The following is a 21,562-nucleotide window of genomic DNA, read 5'->3' on the forward strand; positions in this document are numbered from 1 at the left end:
ACCGTGGCCGTCAGGACGCGCGGGCCGCCGCCTTACGGGCCTTCTCCAGGGACTCCGGGTGCAGCGCGTCCCCGGCGGCGAGGAGCCGGGGCAGCAACTCCCGCTCCAGGGTGCTCGCGCGGAACCAGAAGGCGGCCGTCACCTCGTGGTCCGGGCGGTGCTCGATGCGGATCCCGTCCCCGGCCCGGATCTCGCCCGGCTCGATCACCCGCAGGTACGCGCCCGGGCGGGCCGCCTGCGTGAAGCGCTTGACCCAGCCCTTCTCGCCCAGCCAGCCGGCGAACGTGCGGCAGGGGATGCGTGAGCTGGTGACCTCCAGCAGCAGGTCGGGGCCGATCCGCCAGCGCTCGCCGATGCGCGCGCCGCAGACGTCGAGGCCGGAGGTGGTGAGGTTCTCGCCGAAGACGCCGTTCGGCAGCTCGCGGCCCAGCTCCGCGCCCCAGATGTCGAGGTCTTCGCGGGCGAACGCGTACACCGCCTGGTACGTGCCCCCGTGGTGGCGCAGGTCGCCGATGACGTCGCCGGAAAGCGCGCTGCCGCCGACGCCCCTGGGTCCCGGCTCCTCGACGCGCACCGGGCCCTCGGCCGGGCGCTTGTCGATGCCGGTGACGAAGCCGGGGGCGTCGGTGATGCCGGGCGCGGTCTGCGGCCGGGCGAGGTTCACGGAGAGCACCTGCATCCCCCGACCGTAACCGCCCCTTCCGGCAACGCTCAACGAGCTTTTCGATCGGGCAGGGCCGAGCGCCCGACTCGCCTAGGCTGGGGGCATGTTCGACGCCCGCCACCTGCGCGTTCTCCGGGCCGTCGCCGCGACCGGCTCGTTCTCCGCCGCCGCCCGCGAACTCGGCCTGACCCAGCCCGCCGTCAGCCAGCAGATGAAGGCGCTGGAGCAGACGGCGGCCACGCCGCTGCTCGTCCGCGCCGGCCGCGAGCTGCGGCTGACGGAGGCAGGGGAGGCGCTCACACGGCACGCGGGCGGCATCCTCGCCGGGCTGGCCGCGGCGGAGGACGAGGTCGCGGCGCTCGCGGGGCTGCGCGCGGGACGGGTGCGGCTGGTGTCGTTCCCGAGCGGCAGCTCCACGATCGTGCCGGGCGCGCTGGCGGCGATGCGGGCGGCGCACCCGGGTACGCGGATCTCGCTGGTGGACGCGGAGCCGCCGCGGTCCGTGGAGATGCTGCGGGAGGGGGAGTGCGAGATCGCGCTGGCGTTCCACTACCCGCCCGCGGGCGAGACCGTGCCGGAGCGTGGTGCCGATGCCGCCGAAGCGGGCGCCGGTGCCGCCGGCGACCCCGGCGACGGCTGGGACGGCCTCGTCGTACGGCCGTTGCTCGCCGACCGGCTGCTGTGCCTCGCGCCGGAGGGCCACCCAGCCGCGGCGGCGGGCCGCGTGGAGCTGGCGGAGCTGGCCGCGGAGCCGGTGATCGCGGGCTGCCCGCGGTGCCGGAGGCATCTGGTGGAGCTGTGCGAAGGGGCCGGCTTCGCGCCCCGTATCGACTTCGCGACCGACGACTACCCCGCCGTCGTCGGCCTGGTGCGCGCCGGGCTGGGGGTCGCGGTGCTGCCGGGGCTCGCGGTGCGCGCGGTGCCGCCGCGGGGGGTCGTCACCGTGCCGCTGACGCCGGAGGCGCGGCGGGAGGTGGTCGCGCTGACGCTGCCGGACCTGGCCAGGGTGCCGGCGGTGGCGGCGATGCTCGACCGCCTGGCGGCGGCGGCGAAGGACGCCCAGGACACGTAGGACGCACGGAGCAGAAGGCGCGCGGGATACGTACGACGCCGCCCCGGCGACTCCCTGCGACGCCCCGTCTCAGTTGTGCGGCGTCGGTGTCGGTGTCCGTGTCGGTGTCGCGGTCGGTGCCGGCGCCGGTTCCGGTTCCGGAGCGGGTGCCGCCGCGGGTGCCGGAGACGTGGCCCCCGGAGTCGGAGTCCGGTGCCGGGCGCGGCCCAGCAACTCCTCGCGCTCGTCCTCCGTCAGCCCGCCCCACACGCCGTACGGCTCACGGACCGCCAGCGCGTGCGCCGCGCACTTCGCGCGCACGGGGCAGCGCATGCACACCTCTTTGGCGGATGCTTCCCGTGCGCTCCGGGCGGCGCCCCGCTCCCCTTCCGGGTGAAAGAACAGCGAGCTGTCGACACCGCGGCACGCTGCGATGAGCTGCCAGTCCCACAGGTCGGCGTTCGGGCCCGGCAGCCGGGAGAAATCAGCCATTTTGTATCACCTTGGGAGCGCCGTGGGAGACCCTTAACGGTCGTGACACTACCTCTCCGGGCTTACTGGATGTAAATAGTACTCATAGGGAAAATAGAAAATAGCAGATCAGAGCGTCAGGAAAAGGTGCATTCGGGTCATGGCGCGGCGCGGCGCGGTGACTGCTTCTCGGTGACCGCTTCCTCACGTAGAGTGGCGACGTGTGTGGCTCCGGTCCCCGTGGCGACAGCCGTTGCAACAGGTGCCAGGAGCCCCCGTAACTCTTTCGGGTGACCGTCGTTGAGAGTGCGGAAGCGGTTGACTGCGAGCGCGTTCGTCCCGGGCGCGCCAGATGCGCGGTCGACCGCCGAAGGTGACGATACGTACCAGCCCTGGAGGCTCAAGGTGACGCGCATCAGCTCCGGAGGGCGGCCATGACTTCCGTCCTCGTTTGCGACGACTCCCCACTCGCCCGAGAGGCGCTGCGCCGTGCGGTTGCGACCGTGCCCGGCGTCGAGCGCGTGACGACGGCGGCTAACGGCGAGGAAGTACTCCGCCGCTGGGGTGCCGATCGTTCGGACCTGATTCTGATGGATGTACGGATGCCAGGACTCGGCGGCGTCGAGACCGTGCGCCGGCTGCTCTCGGCGGACCCGGGGGCCCGGATCATCATGCTGACCGTGGCCGAGGACCTCGACGGCGTGGCCCTCGCCGTCGCCGCCGGCGCCCGCGGCTATCTGCACAAGGACGCCTCCCGCGCCGAGCTGCGGGCCACCGTCACGCAGGCCCTCGCCGACCCGACGTGGCGGCTCGCGCCGCGGCGGCTGCGCTCCACCGAGATGGGGGCCGCGCCGACGCTCACGGCGCGTGAGATCCAGGTGCTCGAAGGCATGAGCCACGGGCGGTCCAACGCCGAGATCGGCCGCGAGCTGTTCCTCTCCGAGGACACCGTGAAGACCCACGCGCGCAGGCTCTTCAAAAAGCTCGGCGCCTCCGACCGTGCGCACGCGGTGGCGCTCGGTTTCCGCTGGGGTCTCGTACGCTGACCTGCTGCGCATCCGCCGCGCCGGGGCCCCGCGCCCCGGGCCGGCACACCCGCCCCGTAGCCGGCGGCGGGCCCGCGGAACGGGGCCGCGGGCCACGGGGCGATCCGGTTTCCCGCGCGAAGGCGCATGCTTGAGGCATGGGTTCTCCGGAACGAGGCGCATCGGGCACAGCCGAATCCCGCACGGGGGCAGCGAAGGGAGGGCGCGCGTGGTGAGCGTCCGCGCGGTTGCGCATAACGCTTCGGTCTACAACGACGGCCGCGATACCGCGGAACGTTCGGGGGCGAGGCACCATGGACGGATGCGCGGCAACGAGACCACTGTTTCCCAGACGGCCGAAAGGCCCGTCGAGATCAGGGGACTCGTGCAGCTCGCGGCCGAGGGGGACGAGCGCGCGACGCACGACCTGCTGGCCCACGTGCACCCCCTGGCGCTCCGCTATGTCCGCACGCGGCTGCACCGGTTGCCCGGCGACGCACGGCACTTCGTAGACGATCTCGCGCAGGAGGTCTGCATCGCGGTGCTCTGCGCGCTCCCGCGCTACCGCGACACCGGCCGCCCCTTCGAGGCGTTCGTCTTCGCCATCGCCGCGCACAAGGTCGCGGACCTCCAGCGCGCCGCGATGCGCGGTCCGGGATCCACCGCCGTGCCCTCCGACGAGATGCCGGAGCGGCCGGACGACTCGCTGGGCCCCGAGGAGCAGGCGCTGCTGAGCAGCGACGCGGAGTGGGCGAAGCAGCTCCTGGCGAGCCTGCCGGCGAACCAGCGGGAGCTGCTGCTGCTGCGGGTGGCGGCGGGCTTCAGCGCGGAGGAGACGGGCCAGATGCTCGGGATGACGCCGGGTGCGGTGCGGGTGGCCCAGCACCGGGCGCTGAGCAGGCTGCGGGCGCTGGCGCGGCAGTAAGCGCGGGGCGGACGGGCCGTGGCGCGGGGGCGTACGGGCCGTCGCGCAGGGCGTACGGCATGGGCGCGTACGGCGTACGGGGAGCGGGTCGCGACGCCGGTCCGAAGGTCCCGCGGGCTCCGGACTTCGTCCCTTCGTGCACCGGCCACCAGCCCCGTTACGTGACTCTCCGGCGCGCCGTTACCATGGTCAGTCCCATCGGGCAAGACCCACCGGAAGGGTGTCATGACAGAGCGCGCCGCCGACGTCCCTGACAAGTTCGCCACCATCGGACTCACCTTCGACGACGTGCTGCTGCTGCCCGGCGCCGCCGACATGGCCCCGGGCGAGATCGACACCGCCAGCCATGTGTCGCGGAACGTCAAGGTGAACATTCCGCTCCTCTCCGCCGCCATGGACCGGGTCACCGAGTCCCGGATGGCCATCGCCATGGCCCGCCAGGGCGGCGTCGGCGTACTGCACCGCAACCTCTCCATCGAGGACCAGGCCAAGAAGGTCGACCAGGTCAAGCGCTCCGAGTCCGGCATGGTCGCCGACCCGATCACCATCCGGCCCGACGCGACGCTCGCCGAGGCGGACGCGCTCTGCGGCCGGTTCCGGATCAGCGGGGTGCCGGTGACCGACGAGGGCGGCCGGCTCGTCGGCATCGTCACCAACCGCGACATGGCCTTCGAGCCCGACCGCAGCGTCGAGGTGCGGTCGATCATGACGCCGATGCCGCTGGTCACCGGCCGGGTCGGGATCTCCGGTGCGGAGGCCATGGAGCTGCTGCGCCGGCACAAGATCGAGAAGCTGCCGCTGGTCGACGACCGGGACGTGCTCAAGGGCCTCATCACGGTCAAGGACTTCGTCAAGGCCGAGAAGTACCCGAACGCCGCCAAGGACGGGGAGGGCAGACTGATCGTCGGCGCCGCCGTCGGTGTCGCGGGCGACGCGTACGACCGCGCGCAGGCGCTGGTGGAGGCGGGCGCCGACTTCATCGTCGTGGACACCGCGCACGGCCATTCGCGGCTCGTCGCCGACATGGCCGCGAAGATCAAGTCGAACGCGGCGGTCGACGTCGTCGCCGGCAACGTCGCCACCCGCGACGCCGCCCAGGCGCTCGTCGACGCGGGCGTCGACGGCATCAAGGTCGGCGTGGGCCCCGGCTCCATCTGTACGACCCGCGTGGTCGCCGGCGTCGGCGTCCCGCAGGTCACCGCGATCTACGAGGCCGCGCAGGCGGCCCGGGACGCCGGCGTGCCGGTCATCGGCGACGGCGGCCTGCAGTACAGCGGCGACATCGCCAAGGCGCTGGTCGCCGGCGCGGACACGGTGATGCTCGGCAGCCTGCTGGCGGGCTGCGAGGAGTCGCCGGGCGAGCTGCTGTTCATCAACGGCAAGCAGTTCAAGTCGTACCGCGGGATGGGCTCGCTGGGCGCGATGCAGTCGCGCGGCGGCAACAAGTCGTACTCCAAGGACCGCTACTTCCAGGACGAGGTCAAGAGCGACGACCAGCTCATCGCCGAGGGCATCGAGGGCCAGGTCCCGTACCGCGGCCCCCTCGCCTCCGTCGTGCACCAGCTCATCGGCGGGCTGAAGCAGTCGATGTTCTACGTCGGCGGGCGCACCGTCCCGGAGATGAAGGACCGCGGCCGGTTCGTCCGCATCACCTCCGCGGGCCTGAAGGAGAGCCACCCGCACGACATCCAGATGACGACCGAGGCCCCGAACTACTCCCGCAAGGCCTGACCGGACCGGCCGGGGGATACTGGGGCGGCAACCGTCTGGAAAGGGCAGCATCCGTGACTGAGATCGAGATCGGCCGGGGCAAGCGCGGGCGCAAGGCGTACGCGTTCGACGACATCGCCATCGTGCCGAGTCGGCGCACCCGGGACCCGAAGGAGGTCTCGATCGCCTGGCAGATCGACGCCTACCGCTTCGAGCTGCCCTTCCTCGCCGCCCCGATGGACTCCGTCGTCTCGCCGGAGGCGGCCATAAGGATCGGCCGCTTCGGCGGCCTCGGGGTGCTCAACCTCGAAGGGCTGTGGACCCGTTACGAGAACCCGGAACCGCTGCTCGCCGAGATCGCCGGGCTGGACGAGCGCGACGCGACGCGGCGGATGCAGGAGATCTACGACGAGCCGATCAAGGAGGAGCTGATCGGCCGGCGGCTCGCGGAGGTCCGCGAGTCGGGCGTGGTCACGGCGGCGGCGCTGTCGCCGCAGCGTACGGCGCAGTTCTCCAAGGCGGTCGTGGACGCGGGGGTGGACATCTTCGTCATCCGCGGCACGACGGTCTCCGCGGAGCACGTCTCGTCGGCGGCGGAGCCGCTGAACCTCAAGCAGTTCATCTACGAGCTGGACGTGCCGGTCATCGTCGGCGGCTGCGCGACGTACACGGCGGCGCTGCACCTGATGCGTACGGGCGCGGCGGGCGTGCTCGTCGGCTTCGGCGGCGGCGCGGCGCACACGACGCGCAACGTGCTGGGCATCCAGGTGCCGATGGCGACGGCGGTGGCCGATGTCGCCGCGGCGCGCCGGGACTACATGGACGAGTCCGGCGGCCGCTACGTGCACGTGATCGCGGACGGCGGCGTCGGCTGGTCCGGCGACCTGCCGAAGGCGGTGGCGTGCGGGGCGGACGCGGTGATGATGGGCTCGCCGCTGGCCCGCGCGACGGACGCGCCGGGGCGGGGGCACCACTGGGGGATGGAGGCGGTCCACGAGGACGTGCCGCGGGGGAAGGTGATGGACCTGGGCACGGTGGGCACGACGGAGGAAGTCCTGCTGGGCCCGTCGCACACGCCGGACGGATCGATGAACTTCTTCGGCGCGCTGCGCCGGGCGATGGCGACGACGGGCTACTCGGAGCTGAAGGAGTTCCAGCGCGTCGAGGTCACGGTGGCCGCCTCCCGCTGACCCGTCTGTGAGGGGAGCACCACCCCGGCCCCGGCGGGAGGGCAGTCCCGCGGGGCCAGGGGGTGCGCTCACGAACCGCCTCCCGGCGGCCCGGGTCTCTCCGCCCTCGTACGCTCGGCCCGTACCCGACTCCCACGCATCGCCGAACTCCTCGGCGACGGCGGTCGATCGGGGGTGCCCGCATGATTAACGCCCGATGCCGGACGACCGCAAGCTCATGGACATTCGCGTCAAGCCGGACTTATCCGTGGAATTCTCGAAGTCCCGCTGGTCGGCGCCGCCTTGCTGATTGCCGGAGCTGGCAGGCCGGGGGTTTGTCCAGACCTGGGTGGTGACCCCTCGTGTGGGAAGTGTCACCCCTCGGAGGTGTGACGTTTCATCGGGGTTCCGGCGCTGTTCAGGTGAAGGTCGCCACCGACGAGCGTGGAGGGGATTCCCATGGGGCGTGCGAGCGATGTGTTACCCGAAGCGGCCGGGATGAGCCGGTTCGTGGAGGGGGTGGTGGCCGAGTGGTTGCGGGGGGCGCGGCGGTTGCCGTTGGACTACTCCGTGGAGAGCCTGCGCGTCGCGGACCGGATCGTCGCCGGGATCCGCGCCGGGCAGGGGGCCGACGAGCGGGCGGTGGCGCAGGCGCTGCGCGGGGTCGGGGCGTACGTCGGGGAGGTCATGGTCCGGGCCGGGGGCGGGAGTTGGGTGGACCTCGACGACCGGCAGCGCGACTACTTCGAGCAGCCCGTCGGCGTACGGATGCCGGACGGGCGGGTGTGGAACCCCCTCGGCCGCGCCCTCCGTCGCTACGACCGCGGCAAGGGCGGCCGGGAGTCGCTGTACGTCTTCTACCTGCTGCTGCACGGCCGGCTGGGCACCGCCCTGCCGCCCGCCTGACGGCACCGCAGCGCCGCCGGTCCTGCGGCGCAACGACGCAGGGCCGGGGCCGCGTTCGTCGCGGTCCCGGCCCTGCGTCGTTGGCCGTCTGCGGCTGCCTCAGCTATTGCCGAGGCGCTTCGTCAGGGCGAAGCCGGCGGCGCCGCCGACCGCGTACATCGCGGCCACCAGTGCGTCGAAGTCCTCCTTGAAGGCTTCCTTCAGCACGTCGAACTCGTCGGTGAACGCCGTCGCGATGCCGATCTGGCCGTCCGTCCAGTGGTTGATCAGCAGCGCGTAGCCGAGGAACTGGCCCATGATGGCGCCGAGGATGCCGAGGACGATGGCGACGAAGGGCAGCGCCGGGTTCCGGCCGCCGAGCTTGCCGAACGCGAGGCCGACGAGGATGCCGGCCGCGGCGGCGGGGTAGGCGTACAGCGTGTACTCGCCGGCGTCTCCCCCGGACGCCCGCATGATGGCGGCGTAGATGACGGCGCCGACGATCATCGCGACGATGCCGACGCCCACGGCGAGGCCCGTGTTGCCGGAGGCGGCCGGCGGCTGCGCGTAGGGCGGCTGGGCGCCGTACGGCTGCTGGCCCGGAGCGCCTGGGCCTGGTTGCTGCTGGTAAGGCTGGGACATGGGTATTTCCCCCCGGAGTGATGGGTCTGCCGTGCCCGGGGACAGTTGGTGTGGTGGGCGCGGTCAGTGGGACAACCCGCGGCACGCTAGCAGTTGAGCGGTGCCCGACAACAAGCCCTTAAGGGGAGTCGTGACGCGACTGCGACATGCTGTTTCGAACTTCGGACACTCGCTGGCTGACCAGGAACGCTTCCGCCGCGGCCACGAGGCAGAACGTCATGTCGTTCTTCCCCAGCACATCGCTCTGCCAGAAGTCGAACGCCGCGCCCACGTCCGCCGTGCCGAGGTGTACGGCCGTCGCCACGAGTTGGGTGAGGAAGACGCCGGCGAGCGCCACGGGGATCGCCAGGAACGCCGAGCCGCGGGTCTCCGCGCCCGCGCGGCCCACGGCGGCGCCGACGAGGAGGCCGAGGGCCAGCGCCCAGTAGCCGAGCTCCAGGCCGCGTTCGCCCACCAGGCCCTGCGTCACGCCCAGGACCAGCGCTCCCGCCACGGTGGCGGCGGCGCCGACGGCGAGCGCCTGCAGCAGCCGGGGGCGGCCGCCGGCCGTCGTCATCACCGCATCACCCATACGGCCGAACGGTAGCAGTTCCGGCGGGGCACCTCCGGTTCCGGCACCCTGGGGGACGGGTGATCCGCGGGGTGTTACGCCCCTTGCCGCACGCCTTGCCGCTCGCCGCCCGGCCGCTCGCCGCTCACAGCCGGTGTGCCGCTCCCGGTGGCGTCGCCCCCCGGGTGTCCAGGAGGAGCTGCGCCTTCACCGCCAGCGCCTGGAGGTCGTACGTCCGGTGCGGCTGCAGCAGCACCGTCAGGTCCGCGTCCGCCGCCGCGTCGTACACCGACCCCGTCCGCGGCACCGGCCGGCCCAGCACCTGCCACGCCGTGACGTACGGGTCGTGGAACCCCACCCGTGCACCCAGCTCCGTCAGCCGCGCCGCGACGTCGGTCGCCGGGGTGCGCTCCAGGTCGGCGACGTCCGGGTCGTACGTGACGCCGAGGAGCAGCACGCGGGCGCCGCGGGCGGACTTGCCGTGCTCGTTGAGGAGCTGGGCGCAGCGCTGGACGACGTACCGCGGCATCCGGCCGTTCACCTCGCGGGCGAGATCGACCATCCGCAGCGGGTGGTCGAAGCCGGGCGCGGTCCTGCCGCCCGGATGCGGTACGCGGACGGGGACGCGGCCCGGGTCGACGGGCACCCCGTGGCCGCCGACGCCGGGGCCCGGGCGGAAGCTGTGGGCGGTGCCGAAGGGGCGGGTCTCGGCGCAGCGGACGACGTCCCACAGGTCGATGCCCCGGTCGTGGCAGAACCACGTCAGCTCGTTGACGAGGGCGGAGTTCACGTGCCGTACGTTGCCCTCCAGCAGCCGCACCGTCTCCGCCTCGCGCGGTCCCCTGGCCCGTACGACCCGCTCCGCGAACCGCCCGTAGAACGCCACCGCCGCCTCCGTGCACCCCGGGGTCAGCCCGCCGACGACCTTCGGCGCGGAGGCGGGTTCTGCGGGGTCGAGGGGGCCGGGGGAGTAGGCGAGGTGGAAGTCGCGCCCGGCGCGCAGCCCGGAGCCCTGCTGGAGGAGGGGCCGCAGGAGGTCCTCGGTGCTCCCCGGGTAGGCGGCGGACTCCAGCAGCACGGTGGTGCGGGGCTTGAGGTGCCGCGCCAGTTCGCGCGCCGCGTCGGCGACCGGGCCGAGGTCGAGCGCGCCGTCCTCGGCGAGCGGGGTGGGCACGCAGATGACGGCGGTACGGACGCCGGTGAGGTCGGCCGGGTCCGCGGAGGCGCGGAACCCGGTGGTCAGGAGCCTGCGTACCTCGGCGGCCGTCAGCGAGCCGCCGACCGGCGGCCGGCCGGCGGCGAGGGCGTCGACGGCGCGCGGATCGGGGTCGTATCCGACGACGGAGAAGCCGGCCGCCGCCGCGGCCTGGGCGAGCGGCAGGCCGTGGTGGCCGAGTCCGATGACGGCGACGTCTGCGGGCATGTCTGGGGGACGTTCCTTCCCGGAGGGCCCCGGGTGCCGGGCCCGGGATGAGCAGAGGCTCTTGTCAGGCTACGGGCATATATGACTGTTATTCAGTATTGGGTGCTTTGCGGCGCCCGTGGCGCGGCGGCCCGCGACCGCCGTACGGCGCCTGCGCTGTGCCGCAAAGGTCGACGCACGGTGGCTGTACGGCGCGGGTGCGGACAGAATCGGACGTGGGCACGTGGACTGCCGCAACGGGGCGACAGGACGGGAGGCATCCGTGAAGACAGCGGTACTGGGGCCGGCCGAGCGCGGCGCGGCCCTCGCACAGATGGCCGAGCGCGAGCTGGACCTGCTGGTCGTCGGCGCCGGTGTGGTCGGCGCGGGCACCGCGCTGGACGCGGCGACCCGCGGCCTGGCCACCGGGCTGGTCGAGGCGCGGGACTGGGCGTCGGGCACGTCGAGCCGGTCGAGCAAGCTCATCCACGGCGGGCTGCGCTATCTGGAGATGCTGGACTTCGCCCTCGTCCGCGAGGCGCTGAAGGAGCGCGGGCTGCTCACCGAGCGCCTGGCACCGCACCTCGTCAAGCCGGTGCCGTTCCTCTACCCCCTCAAGCACCGCGCCTGGGAGCGGGCGTACGCGGGCTCCGGCGTGCTGCTGTACGACGCCATGTCCGTCTCCCGCGAACACGGCCGCGGCATGCCCGCGCACCGCCACCTCTCCCGCTCGCACGCCCTGCGCGTCGCGCCGTGTCTGCGGAAGGACGCGCTCGTGGGCGCGCTGCAGTACTACGACGCACAGGTCGACGACGCCCGCTACGTCGCCACGCTCGTGCGCACCGCCGCGCAGTACGGGGCGCAGGTCGCCAACCGCGCGCGGGTCTTGGGCTTCCTGCGCGAGGGCGAGCGCGTCGTGGGCGCGCGGGTGCACGACCTGGAGCAGGGCGGGGAGTTCGAGGTACGGGCGCGGCAGGTCGTCAACGCCACCGGGGTGTGGACGGACGAGACGCAGGCGATGGTCGGCGAGCGCGGGCAGTTCCACGTGCGGGCGTCGAAGGGCATCCACCTCGTCGTACCGAAGGACCGCATCCACTCCACCTCCGGCCTCATCCTGCGCACCGAGAAGAGCGTGCTGTTCGTCATCCCGTGGGGCCGGCACTGGATCATCGGCACCACGGACACCGACTGGGACCTCGACAAGGCCCACCCGGCGGCCTCCTCCGCCGACATCGACTACCTGCTGGAGCACGTCAACGCCGTGCTCGCGGTGCCGCTGACGAGGGACGACGTCGAGGGCGTCTACGCGGGTCTGCGGCCGCTGCTCGCCGGCGAGTCCGACGCGACCAGCAAGCTGTCGCGCGAGCACACCGTGGCGCACCCGGTGCCCGGGCTCGTCGTCGTCGCAGGCGGCAAGTACACGACGTACCGCGTGATGGCCCAGGACGCCGTCGACGAGGCCGTGCACGGGCTGGACCAGCGCGTCGGGCCGTGCGTCACGGAGGACGTGCGGCTGCTGGGCGCGGAGGGGTACCAGGCGCTGTGGAACGCGCGGGCGCGCACGGCGGCGCGTACGGGGGTGCACGTCGCGCGGGTGGAGCACCTGCTGAACCGGTACGGGGCGCTGTCGGAGGAGGTGCTGGAGCTGATCGAGAAGGACCCGTCGCTCGGCATGCCGCTCACGGGCGCGGACGACTATCTGCGCGCGGAGATCGTGTACGCGGCCTCCCACGAGGGCGCGCGCCACCTCGACGACGTGCTGACGCGGCGTACCCGGATCTCCATCGAGACCTTCGACCGCGGTACGCAGTGTGCCGCCGAAGTCGCCGCGCTGATGGCGCCGGTGCTCGGCTGGGACGGCGACCAGGTCGAGCGCGAGGTGGCGCACTACGACAAGCGGGTCGAGGCGGAGCGCGAGTCGCAGCGGCAGCCGGACGACCAGACCGCGGACGCGGCGCGGCTGGGCGCGCCGGAGATCGTGCCGTTGTGATTCTGCCCCCGCGGGGGTGCGCGCTCCGGTGCTCCCGCGGGTCCGGCGGAGGGCTGGCGCCGCGGTGGCGGCATGTCGGTTGTAGGTGCATGTAAGCAACCGCGGCACGGGACTTGGGCGGCGACAACGCCGCAGATCGGGCCGCGGGAGGCGGGAGATCGATCGTGGCAAACCTCGCCCGGCGCTCAGGGGTGTCCGTGCGATAAGACACAATGGAGGTCCTGCCGGGGTGAATCGCTGAGGGGATCGATGGGGCGCGAAGGGGACGGCGCGACGGGTCGGCTGCTGGCCGGCCGCTATCGGCTCGGGGAGGTGCTCGGCCGCGGTGGCATGGGCACCGTCTGGCGTGCCACGGACGAAGTACTGGGCCGTGCGGTGGCGGTCAAGGAGCTGCGGCTGCCCACCAGTGTGGAAGAGGACGAGAAGCGCCGCCTCGTCACGCGAACGCTCCGCGAGGCCAAGGCGATCGCCCGCATCAGGAACACCGGCGCGGTCACTGTCTACGACGTGGTGGACGAGGACGACCGCCCCTGGATCGTCATGGAGCTGATCGAGGGCCGCTCGCTCTCCGATCTCACCCGCGACGACGGCCCGCTGACCCCGCGGCGCGCCGCCGAGGTCGGCCTCGCCGTGCTCGACGTGCTGCGCTCGGCCCACCGCGAGGGCATCCTGCACCGCGACGTGAAGCCGTCGAACGTGCTCATCTCCGACGACGGCCGCGTCGTGCTCAGCGACTTCGGCATCGCGCAGGTCGAGGGCGACCCGTCCATCACGACGACGGGGATGCTCGTCGGCGCCCCGTCGTACATCTCGCCCGAGCGCGCCCGCGGGCAGAAGCCGGGCCCCCCGGCCGACCTGTGGTCGCTCGGCGGGCTGCTGTACGCGGCGGTGGAGGGGCATCCTCCGTACGACCTGGGGTCGGCCATCGCCACCCTGACCGCGGTGATGACCAAGCCCATCGACCCGCCCAAGAACGCCGGTCCGCTGGAAGACGCCATCTACGGACTGCTGCGCAAGGACCCCGACGAGCGGCTCGACGACGCGGGCGCGCGGGCGCTGCTGCGCGCCGTCGTCGACGCGCCTGAGGACGCGCCGGGCGAGCCCTCGGCGACGGCGCCGACGACGATGGTGCCGCTGCCGGTGGTGCCGGACGCGGGCGGTGGGGCGGGCGCCGCGGCGCCGGCGCGGCGGAAGACGGAGCGGAAGAAGGCGGCGCGCAGACAGGCTTCGGGGACGCAGGGGAGCCGGCGTACGCCGGGACGGGCCGGGACGGGCGCGGCCGCGGGCGCGTTGGGCGCCGGTGCCGCCGCTGCCGGTACGGGTTCCGCCGCGGCGGCGGAGGCGGCGGCTCCGGCCGACGCGCCGGCCCCGCCGCAGACGGCGCCCGGGATGCCGCAGACACCGCCGCGCCCCGACGCCGGGACCGGTACGCCCGATCGGCCCGCGCCGCCGCCGCGGTCCGGGGCGGCCGCCGGGACTTCGGGCGCGGGTACCGCCGGGTCGGGGTCGGCCGGGGACGGAGGCCCGGGGGCCGGTGCGTACGGCGCCGAGGGCCCCGCCGCCCGTACGACGGCCACGGGCGCGGCACCGCCGGCTGCCCGGGCGCGGGCGGGCGCCGGTGAACTCGCCGCGCGGGTGGCGGCGCTGCCCCGGCGCACGCTGGCGGTCATCGCCGCTGTGGTGGCGCTGGCGATCCTCGGCACGGTGCTCGCCGTGGCGCTGGGCGGCGGCGACTCCGACTCGGGCACGTCCGGCAACGACGGCGGGCAGAGCGCGGGCGCGGGCACGCAGGACGGCAAGGAAGGGAAGCAGGACAAGGACCAGGGCGGCACCGGCAAGAACGACGCCCAGGAGGACAAGCGGCAGCAGGACGACGACGGCGCCGCGGGCGACGAGGACGACGACTCCTCGGGCCCGGGGTCCGGGAAGAACGAGGACAAGGGCGACGAGGGCTCCGGATCCGGCTCCGGGAAGGACTCCGCGGGCGCACCCGACGGCTACGCGACGCTCAAGGAGCCGGAGTTCAAGTTCTCCGTGGCCCTCCCCGACGGCTGGAAGCGCACCGGCACCTCGCCGGGCGGCGGCGGCGCGATCCTCAGCGGATCGTCCTCCTTCCCGCGCGTACAGATCGACTTCACGTCCCAGCCCAACAACACCGAGGGCGGCGCGCTGTCGAACTGGCAGGAGATAGAGGGCGCCGTGAGTTCCTCCAGCTCCGGCTACCGCAAGATCTCGATGAAGGAGATCGAGTGGCGCGGGTATCCCACGGTCGCGGACTGGCAGTTCAGCCGCGTGCAGGACGGCCGGCGGATCAGGGTCCTGGACCGCGGGTTCGCCGTGGACGACAGCCACGGCTACGCGATAATGATCAGTTGTCCGGAAAGCGAGTGGGACGGCGCGGAGTGCCGCGAGCTGCGCGACACGGCGTTCGAAACCTTCAAGCCGGTCGACTAACCCGCGCGAGCGGGGCACAGACCACCCGTCGAGCACGTATCGTGATGTCTCGCGGACCGTACGCATCCGGACCAGGCTGAATACCGACCGCATTTGGCCCGGTCTCAGGCTCATTGCGCGGTTGTGGGGAGGCGTTCGTGGACGACTACGCGGGCCGAGTGCTCGCCGACCGTTACCGGCTACCGGCTGCCGTCGACGCCGAACCCATCCACACGCGCGCCTTCGACACGTACAGCGGGCAGGACGTCCTCATCGGACAGGTGCCGCTGCCGGAGATCGTCGAGGCCGAGCTGCTGGAGGACGGCGGCGGCGCGGATCCCTCCGGGTACGGCGACGGGGCGGGCCGGAGCGCGGCGAGCGCGGTGGTGCAGCGCGCGATGGACGCGGCCCGCGCGGCGGCGGCCATACCGGACCACCCCCGGCTGGCGCAGGTCTTCGACGTCTTCGAGGAGGGCGGCAGCCTCTGGATCGTCAGCGAGCTGGTGCCCGCGCGGACGCTCGAAGGGCTGCTGGAGGAGCGGCCGTTGAGCCCCTACCGCGGGGCGGAGGTCGCGGCGGACATCCTCACGGCGCTGCGCGCTCTGCACGCGCACGGCTGGACGCACCGGAACATCACGACGCGCACGGTGCTCGTCTGCGACGACGGCCGGGTGGTCCTGACGGGCCTGGCGTCGGGCGCGGCGGAAGAGGCGCTGTGCGGCTACGATCCGCTGCCCCCGCCGCCGGGGCGTGGCGAACCCCCGCGCCCGTCGGGCAGCCCGGGGCCCCGCCCCGGCGTCACCGCGGACCCGGGGGCGGGACCGGAACCGGGTCCCGGCGAGGCGCCGGGCCTGCCGCAACTCCCGGACCCGGCAACGGGGTTCCTGCCGGCCCAGGGCGCGCCCGGCGCTCCGCGGGGAGCGGTCGGCCAGCCGGAGGGCGGTGTCTTACCGCCGGGGTGGGACGACCGCGGGGGACCGTACGGCGACGGCGCGGAGGCGCGCGGCGGCGCGGGCCCGTACGGCACGCCGCCGTACGACGAGGACGACGAGGTATGGCGCTCGGCTCCGTACGGGGCGGGCGGCGGACCCGATCCGGCGGAGGGCGAGCCGCGGGGCGGCGACGGCCGCGAAGGCCGCGCACCGGGCTGGGGCGCGCAGGGCGGCTCGGCTACCGGAGCGGGCACCGGCGAAGCCGCGGCGGAGGGCTGGCCGTTCGGCGCGTGGCAACAGGGCGGCCCGGCAGCGGGTGCGGCGGGCGGCGAGCGCGGCGGCCCGGCCCAACGGCCGTACGCGGGTGGCCCGCAGGGCGGCGCCGCGCAGGGTGCGCCGGGTGGGCAGCCGGGCGGCGGCCCTTCCGGAGCCCCTGGGCAGGGTCCCGGGGCGCCGGGCGGTGGACCGGTCCAACAGCCGTACGGGAGTGGGCCGCAAGGCGGCCATCCCGGCGGGCAGCCCGGTGGTGCTGCTGGGCGGGCGGCCGGGGGGCAAGGGCCTCGCAGTGCCGATCCGGCCCAGCCGGAGGGGCAGTTGCACGGTCGCTCCGCCCCCGCCGGTGGCGGAGATGTGCCTGCGGCGCGGGCCGGGGTGATGGCCGCGTACCAGGCCGGTACGCGGGCCGCCGAGGCGCGGCTCGCCGACGGCGCCGGTGATGCGAGACGTCCGGTCGTGCCGGGGCAGGCGGCGCGTACGCCCGAGGCCGGCCGGCCTCCCGGCGCGGGGGCGGGTCCGGCGTACAGCGACCGCATCGACATCGGCGGGAGCCAGCCCGCACAGGGCGGTGCCGCCAACCCGGCCCCGCAGACCGCCGGTTCACCGGATACCGGCGCCCCCTGGGACGACCTGCCGCACGACGCGGGCGACGACGGCTACGACGGCTACGACGGCTACGACGGCTACGACGGCTACGACGAGTACGGCACCGCGGACCCCTACGGCACCGCGCCCCCGCCCGGCCCGTACCGGGCCCCCGGCGCCCCGGCGCCCCACGCGGGCGGCCCTGTTCCGCACGGCGCCCCCGGTTCCGGCGGTGCGCCTGGCGTACCCGGGCCCGGTCGTGCGCCCGGCGCTACCGACGCGACCGGTACCCCAGGCTCGTACGGTCCCGGCCCGGCCGGTGGTGCGGCGCCGCGCGGTGGCAGCGGGGCACCCGGCGGTGCGCCGCCGGGCGGTGCGCCCGGTCCGTATCGAGGTACGGGTGCCCCCGGGACCCGCGGCGGCGTCGGGTCCGGTTCCTACGACCACTCCGGTTCCGCCTACGGAGCCCCGGGCACAGCCGGTGGATCTCCTGAGCCCGGCAGACCCGCTGCATCCCGCGGGCCGGGGCCGGGCCACGCGCCCGGCGCCCCCGGGGCTCATCCCGGCGCCGCGCAGCCCGGCGGTCGCGGTCCCGGTGCCTACGGCAACCCCGGCGCCAGGCCCGCCGAGTTCGCCGAGCCCGAGCAGCAGTCCCTCCCCGGCGGCGCCTCCTACGGCGGCAGCCTGCCGGGGGTGCGCCCCGGGGCGTCCATCGCCGTGCCCGTCGGCGCACAGGCCGTGCCCGCGGCGCGCGACGAGATGCCGGGACCCGAGACCGGCGGGGCCACCCGCTACCCCGGGCCCAGCACCCGGCTCGCCGCCGAGCGCGCGCGGCAGACGCGGATGCAGGTCGTCGGCGCCGTCACCGAGCGCTGGGCGCCCGAGCAGGCCGGGCCCATCCACGAGCACTGGCAGCTCGCGCCCCCCGTCGGCCCCGCCGCCGACCTGTGGGCGCTCGGCGCGCTGCTCTTCCGCGCCGTCCAGGGGCACTCCGCGTACCCCGAGGAGGACGTCGCCGAGCTGGTGCAGCTCGTCTGCGCCGAGCCCCCCGCGCACGCGGAGGAGTGCGGGGCCCTGCGCCCCGTCGTGGAGTCGCTGCTGCGCCAGGACCCCACGGAGCGGCCGGACTTCGAGGAACTGCGCGGCTGGCTGCGGTCCCTGATCCGGACCGCGCCCGAGCCCGGCATCGGCAGCCGTACGGTCACCGTGCCGCAGCACGGCACCGGCCGCGGCGGCGATCCGCGGCGGCTGCCGATACTGCGCAGGCGCGGCGAGCTGATGCGCAGGCGGCGCGCCAGCAAGTCGCCGGTGCCGGTGCGGCGGCGGCACAAACGCCGGGCGCGGCGCGGCCCGCGCGGGCCGCGCAGCCTGGGCCGTACGCTCATCGCGCTGATCTTCGTCGCCATGGCGGGCGCCATCGCGTACGCGGCGATGTTCATGCCCGGGGCCGACGAGGCGGGCCGCGACCAGCGCAGCGCCGTCGGCGCGGGCCGCGGCGACGAGCCGGGGGAGTCGGCGGCACCGCCCTCGGACTCCGACGACACGAACGAAGCCGGGGAACGCGGGCAGCCCAAGGAGTCCGGGGACGCCCCCGACAAGCCGAAGGACGGCGGGCAGGGCAGCGGCGCGGGTTCCGAACTGCCCGACGGCTTCGTGCTCCGCGAGGACCCGGCGGGTTTCGAGGTCGCCGTCCGCGACGACTGGCAGCGCACCGCCGGGAGCGACGGCCAGGTCAGCTACGTCGGCGGGGACTACGAACTCCTCGTCGTCCCCGGCCGCGACGGGGTCGGCGAGTTCGGCAGCGACCCGATGGCGTACCAGCAGCAGAGCGAGCCGGAGCTGGACGAGTACCGCGACTCCGCGTGGGCGCAGGCCGACGGGCTGCGGCGGATCGAGGTCGGGCAGCGGGTCATGGCGGAGGGCGAGTTCGACTGGACCGACGGCAGCGGACGGCAGGTGCACGCGCGCAACCTGGCGATGATCTGGGACGACAGCTACCACGTGGTGCTGCTGATCGGCCCGGACGGGAAGAACGACGAGGTGGAGCGGTTCCACCGGATCGCGGCGGAGAGCTACCAGCCCACGGGGTGAGGGGGCGGCGGGCCCTCTGGCCGGACCCGCCCCTTCCGTCCCGTACGCGCCACACGCCCCCCGCGTGCCCCCGCGCGCCCCCTTCCCGTCACCTCCCTCCGCTACCCTCCCGCCCATGTCCGACCAGGCCACCCCGCTCGCCCGCCGCCTCGGCGTCACCGACGCCGTGCTCGTCGGCCTCGGCGCCATGCTCGGCGCCGGGATCTTCGCCGCCCTCGCGCCCGCCGCGCGCGCCGCCGGCTCCGGGCTGCTCATCGGGCTCGGCGCCGCCGCCGTCGTCGCGTACTGCAACGCCACCTCCTCCGCCCGCCTCGCCGCCCGCTACCCCGCCTCCGGCGGCACCTACGTCTACGGCCGCGAGCGCCTCGGCCCCTTCTGGGGCTACCTCGCCGGGTGGGCGTTCGTCGTCGGCAAGACCGCGTCGTGCGCGGCGATGGCGCTGACGGTCGGCGCGTACGCCTGGCCGGAGCAGAAGCACGTCGTCGCGGTGGCCGCCGTCGTGGCGCTGACGGCCGTCAACTACCGCGGGGTGCAGAAGTCCGCGCTCCTCACCCGGGTGATCGTCGCGGCCGTGCTCGCGGTGCTGGCCGCCGTCGTCGTGGCGGCGCTGACCAGCGGCGCCGCCGAGGCGGACCGGCTGCAGCCGGGGGGCGACACCTCGGTGTGGGGGGTGCTGGAGGCGGCCGGGCTGCTGTTCTTCGCGTTCGCCGGGTACGCGCGGATCGCCACGCTCGGCGAGGAGGTGCGCGACCCGGAGCGCACCATCCCGCGCGCGGTGCCGGTGGCGCTGGGCATCACGCTCGTCGCGTACGCGGCGGTGGCGGTGGCCGTCCTCGCCGTTCTCGGCGCCGGGGGTCTCGCGCACGCGACGGCGCCGCTGTCGGACGCGGCGTCGGCGGCGGGCGCGGGGTGGCTGGAGCCGGTGGTGCGGGCCGGGGCGGCGGTGGCGGCGCTGGGGTCGCTGCTGGCGCTGATCCTCGGGATCTCCCGTACGACGCTCGCGATGGCCAGGGACCGCCATCTGCCGCACGGTCTTGCCGCGGTGCACGAGCGGTTCCGGGTGCCGCACCGGGCGGAGCTGGCGGTCGGCGCGGTGGTGTCAGTGGTGGCTGCGACAGTGGACGTGCGCGGGGCGATCGGGTTCTCGTCGTTCGGGGTGCTGCTGTACTACGCCGTGGCCAACGCCTCGGCGTGGACGCTCCGTCCCCAGGAGGGCCGCCCGCCGCGCGTGGTGCCGGCGGTGGGTCTTGCGGGGTGCGTGGTGCTGGCGTTCTCGCTGCCGCCGGCGTCGGTGGCGGCCGGCGCGGGGGTGCTGGCGGCGGGCGCGGTGGCGTATGCGGTACGGGGACGGTGGGCGGAGCGGTGATCACGACGGGGACGAGGGGACCCGCGGGCTCGGCCACCGCCGGGACCCCGCCCCGCGGCCCTGCCTGGCCCTGAAGACCACTTCAACGTGGATGCGGAATCCGTGACAGCCTGTGCGAACATTCTCATCGGTACCGATAAACCAACTGTGTATCGTGCTCGGTGTGCAGCTTCGGTACAGCTTCCGCCTATACCCGAGCGCCGGTCAGCGCACGGCGCTGGCGCGGGCGTTCGGGTGTGCGCGGGTGGTCTACAACGACGCCCTCAGGGCCCGGGAGACTGCCCGCGCCGAGGGGCAACCATTCCCGAAGACCGGCGAGCTGTCCAGGCGGCTGATCACCGAGGCGAAGAAGACTCCGCAGCGGGCCTGGTTCGGCGAGGTCTCCGCCGTCGTGTTGCAGCAGTCTCTGCGGGATCTGGACGCGGCGTACCGGAACTTCTTCGAGGGCCTGAAGGGCAAGCGTCCGCGCGTGGGTGCGCCCCGGTACAAGTCGAAGCGGGACACCCGTCAGGTGGTGCGGTTCACGGCGAACGCCCGCTGGTCGATCACGCCGGGGATGAAGCTGCGCCTGCCGAAGGTCGGCGACGTGCGGGTGAGGTGGTCGCGCGCGCTGCCCTCTGCCCCGTCCACAGTGAGTGTGGTCAAGGACAGCGCGGGCCGGTACTTCGCGTCCTTCGTCGTTCAGACCGGCCCGTCCGAGGTGCTGCCGCGGACGACGCCCGAGGTCGGCATCGACCTCGGCCTCGGTCATTTCGCGGTCCTCTCCGACGGCACGAGGGTCGACTCGCCCCGGTTCCTGCGCCGCGCCGAGAAGCGCCTGAAGAAGGCGCAGCGGGTCCTGTCCCGCAAGGAGGAGGGTTCGAATAACAGGGACACGGCCAGAGCGAAGGTCGCTCGTGCGCATGCCCGAGTGGCGGACGCGCGGCGCGACTTCCATCACCAGCTTTCCACCCGGCTGATCCGTGAGAACCAAGCGGTCGCCGTGGAGGACCTGGCGGTGAAGGGATTAGCCCGTACACGTCTGGCCAAGTCCGTGCACGACGCCGGGTGGTCGGCGTTCGTGAGCATGCTGGAGTACAAGGCCGCACGGTACGGGCGCGCTTTCGTGCGCATCGGCCGGTTTGAGCCGACCTCACAGGTTTGCTCGCAGTGCGGGGTCAAGGACGGACCTAAGCCTCTGCACGTCCGTGTGTGGACGTGCAGGGCGTGCGGGGCCGTCCTGGATCGGGATGTGAACGCGGCGGTCAACGTCGCCAAGGCGGCCGGACTGGCCGTGACAGCCCGTGGAGCGCAGGTAAGACCGGTACTCGTACCGGCACCGCGCAGCGAAGCGGGAACCCGCCCGACACCGCAGCCTTCAACGGCGCGGTAGGCGGGGATCGCCGACTCTAGGAC

The 21,562-nt window shown here is 74.2% G+C and carries 16 protein-coding genes; 11 read left to right on the top strand and 5 right to left on the bottom strand.

Going from position 1 to position 21,562, the window contains the following annotated elements:
* Window positions 1–10 precede the first annotated feature (10 nt).
* Window positions 11–679 carry an MOSC domain-containing protein gene (locus OG946_RS22770; RefSeq protein ID WP_326797867.1) on the bottom strand — a complete coding sequence of 223 codons (669 nt, stop codon included), beginning with the start codon at window positions 677–679 and terminating at the stop codon, window positions 11–13.
* Window positions 680–767: 88 nt separating this feature from the next.
* On the opposite strand from OG946_RS22770, the gene OG946_RS22775 reads away from it, so the two are divergent.
* Window positions 768–1,736 (top strand): LysR family transcriptional regulator, encoded by a 969-nt coding sequence (locus OG946_RS22775; RefSeq protein WP_326797868.1) that lies wholly within the window; start codon window positions 768–770, stop codon window positions 1,734–1,736.
* Window positions 1,737–1,805: 69 nt separating this feature from the next.
* Here OG946_RS22775 and OG946_RS22780 read toward each other — a convergent pair whose 3' ends face one another.
* On the bottom strand, window positions 1,806–2,207 hold the full coding sequence (locus tag OG946_RS22780) for a WhiB family transcriptional regulator (RefSeq protein ID WP_326797869.1): 402 nt from the start codon (window positions 2,205–2,207) through the stop codon (window positions 1,806–1,808).
* A gap of 413 nt (window positions 2,208–2,620) precedes the next feature.
* Here OG946_RS22780 and OG946_RS22785 point away from each other — a divergent pair, with 413 nt between their 5' ends.
* The 5 genes from OG946_RS22785 (at window position 2,621) to OG946_RS22805 (ending at window position 7,921) form a co-directional block, all read left to right on the top strand.
* Window positions 2,621–3,232, top strand: coding sequence for a response regulator transcription factor (locus tag OG946_RS22785; protein ID WP_026276081.1), 612 nt, complete (start codon window positions 2,621–2,623; stop codon window positions 3,230–3,232).
* A 301-nt stretch (window positions 3,233–3,533) separates the two neighbouring features.
* A complete protein-coding gene (locus tag OG946_RS22790; protein WP_047017609.1) occupies window positions 3,534–4,136 on the top strand; it encodes a sigma-70 family RNA polymerase sigma factor in 603 nt (200 codons plus the stop codon).
* Window positions 4,137–4,361: 225 nt separating this feature from the next.
* Window positions 4,362–5,867: an IMP dehydrogenase gene (gene guaB / locus OG946_RS22795; RefSeq protein ID WP_326797870.1), complete on the top strand. Its 1,506-nt coding sequence runs from the start codon at window positions 4,362–4,364 to the stop codon at window positions 5,865–5,867.
* A gap of 53 nt (window positions 5,868–5,920) precedes the next feature.
* Window positions 5,921–7,036, top strand: a complete 1,116-nt coding sequence (locus OG946_RS22800; RefSeq protein WP_125936682.1) for a GuaB3 family IMP dehydrogenase-related protein — start codon at window positions 5,921–5,923, stop codon at window positions 7,034–7,036.
* Window positions 7,037–7,513: 477 nt separating this feature from the next.
* Window positions 7,514–7,921 (top strand): hypothetical protein, encoded by a 408-nt coding sequence (locus tag OG946_RS22805; RefSeq protein WP_326797871.1) that lies wholly within the window; start codon window positions 7,514–7,516, stop codon window positions 7,919–7,921.
* 99 nt (window positions 7,922–8,020) lie between these two features.
* On the opposite strand, the gene OG946_RS22810 is transcribed toward OG946_RS22805, so the two are convergent.
* The 3 genes from OG946_RS22810 to OG946_RS22820 all read right to left on the bottom strand — a co-directional run bounded on the left by OG946_RS22810 (window position 8,021) and on the right by OG946_RS22820 (window position 10,515).
* The gene (locus OG946_RS22810) at window positions 8,021–8,542 is read right to left on the bottom strand and encodes a hypothetical protein (RefSeq protein WP_326797872.1); all 522 of its coding nucleotides are present in this window, start codon (window positions 8,540–8,542) and stop codon (window positions 8,021–8,023) included.
* 118 nt (window positions 8,543–8,660) lie between these two features.
* Window positions 8,661–9,113, bottom strand: coding sequence for a hypothetical protein (locus tag OG946_RS22815; protein ID WP_326797873.1), 453 nt, complete (start codon window positions 9,111–9,113; stop codon window positions 8,661–8,663).
* Between the two features lie 124 nt (window positions 9,114–9,237).
* Window positions 9,238–10,515 (bottom strand): nucleotide sugar dehydrogenase, encoded by a 1,278-nt coding sequence (locus OG946_RS22820; protein ID WP_326797874.1) that lies wholly within the window; start codon window positions 10,513–10,515, stop codon window positions 9,238–9,240.
* 262 nt (window positions 10,516–10,777) lie between these two features.
* Between OG946_RS22820 and OG946_RS22825 the strand changes: the two genes are divergently transcribed.
* The 5 genes from OG946_RS22825 to OG946_RS22845 all read left to right on the top strand — a co-directional run bounded on the left by OG946_RS22825 (window position 10,778) and on the right by OG946_RS22845 (window position 21,539).
* A complete protein-coding gene (locus OG946_RS22825; protein WP_326797875.1) occupies window positions 10,778–12,484 on the top strand; it encodes a glycerol-3-phosphate dehydrogenase/oxidase in 1,707 nt (568 codons plus the stop codon).
* 249 nt (window positions 12,485–12,733) lie between these two features.
* A complete protein-coding gene (locus tag OG946_RS22830) occupies window positions 12,734–14,938 on the top strand; it encodes a serine/threonine-protein kinase (protein ID WP_326797876.1) in 2,205 nt (734 codons plus the stop codon).
* 137 nt (window positions 14,939–15,075) lie between these two features.
* Complete coding sequence (locus tag OG946_RS22835; protein WP_326797877.1) at window positions 15,076–18,801, top strand: protein kinase; 3,726 nt, start codon at window positions 15,076–15,078, stop codon at window positions 18,799–18,801.
* A gap of 115 nt (window positions 18,802–18,916) precedes the next feature.
* Window positions 18,917–20,167: an APC family permease gene (locus OG946_RS22840; protein ID WP_326797878.1), complete on the top strand. Its 1,251-nt coding sequence runs from the start codon at window positions 18,917–18,919 to the stop codon at window positions 20,165–20,167.
* A gap of 163 nt (window positions 20,168–20,330) precedes the next feature.
* Complete coding sequence (locus OG946_RS22845) at window positions 20,331–21,539, top strand: RNA-guided endonuclease InsQ/TnpB family protein (RefSeq protein ID WP_326797879.1); 1,209 nt, start codon at window positions 20,331–20,333, stop codon at window positions 21,537–21,539.
* The last annotated feature ends 23 nt before the right edge of the window (window positions 21,540–21,562 follow it).

This window comes from Streptomyces sp. NBC_01808, assembly GCF_035917395.1.
Classification (GTDB): Bacteria; Actinomycetota; Actinomycetes; order Streptomycetales; family Streptomycetaceae; genus Streptomyces.

Excerpts from the sequence above, each read along its gene's own strand:
- OG946_RS22770 (WP_326797867.1), bottom strand. The coding sequence starts at position 679 with ATGCAGGTGCTCTCCGTGAACCTCGCCCGGCCGCAGACCGCGCCCGGC.
- OG946_RS22775 (WP_326797868.1), top strand. The coding sequence starts at position 768 with ATGTTCGACGCCCGCCACCTGCGCGTTCTCCGGGCCGTCGCCGCGACC.
- OG946_RS22780 (WP_326797869.1), bottom strand. The coding sequence starts at position 2,207 with ATGGCTGATTTCTCCCGGCTGCCGGGCCCGAACGCCGACCTGTGGGAC.
- OG946_RS22785 (WP_026276081.1), top strand. The coding sequence starts at position 2,621 with ATGACTTCCGTCCTCGTTTGCGACGACTCCCCACTCGCCCGAGAGGCG.
- OG946_RS22790 (WP_047017609.1), top strand. The coding sequence starts at position 3,534 with ATGCGCGGCAACGAGACCACTGTTTCCCAGACGGCCGAAAGGCCCGTC.
- guaB (WP_326797870.1), top strand. The coding sequence starts at position 4,362 with ATGACAGAGCGCGCCGCCGACGTCCCTGACAAGTTCGCCACCATCGGA.
- OG946_RS22805 (WP_326797871.1), top strand. The coding sequence starts at position 7,514 with ATGAGCCGGTTCGTGGAGGGGGTGGTGGCCGAGTGGTTGCGGGGGGCG.
- OG946_RS22810 (WP_326797872.1), bottom strand. The coding sequence starts at position 8,542 with ATGTCCCAGCCTTACCAGCAGCAACCAGGCCCAGGCGCTCCGGGCCAG.
- OG946_RS22815 (WP_326797873.1), bottom strand. The coding sequence starts at position 9,113 with ATGGGTGATGCGGTGATGACGACGGCCGGCGGCCGCCCCCGGCTGCTG.
- OG946_RS22820 (WP_326797874.1), bottom strand. The coding sequence starts at position 10,515 with ATGCCCGCAGACGTCGCCGTCATCGGACTCGGCCACCACGGCCTGCCG.
- OG946_RS22830 (WP_326797876.1), top strand. The coding sequence starts at position 12,734 with ATGGGGCGCGAAGGGGACGGCGCGACGGGTCGGCTGCTGGCCGGCCGC.
- OG946_RS22840 (WP_326797878.1), top strand. The coding sequence starts at position 18,917 with ATGTCCGACCAGGCCACCCCGCTCGCCCGCCGCCTCGGCGTCACCGAC.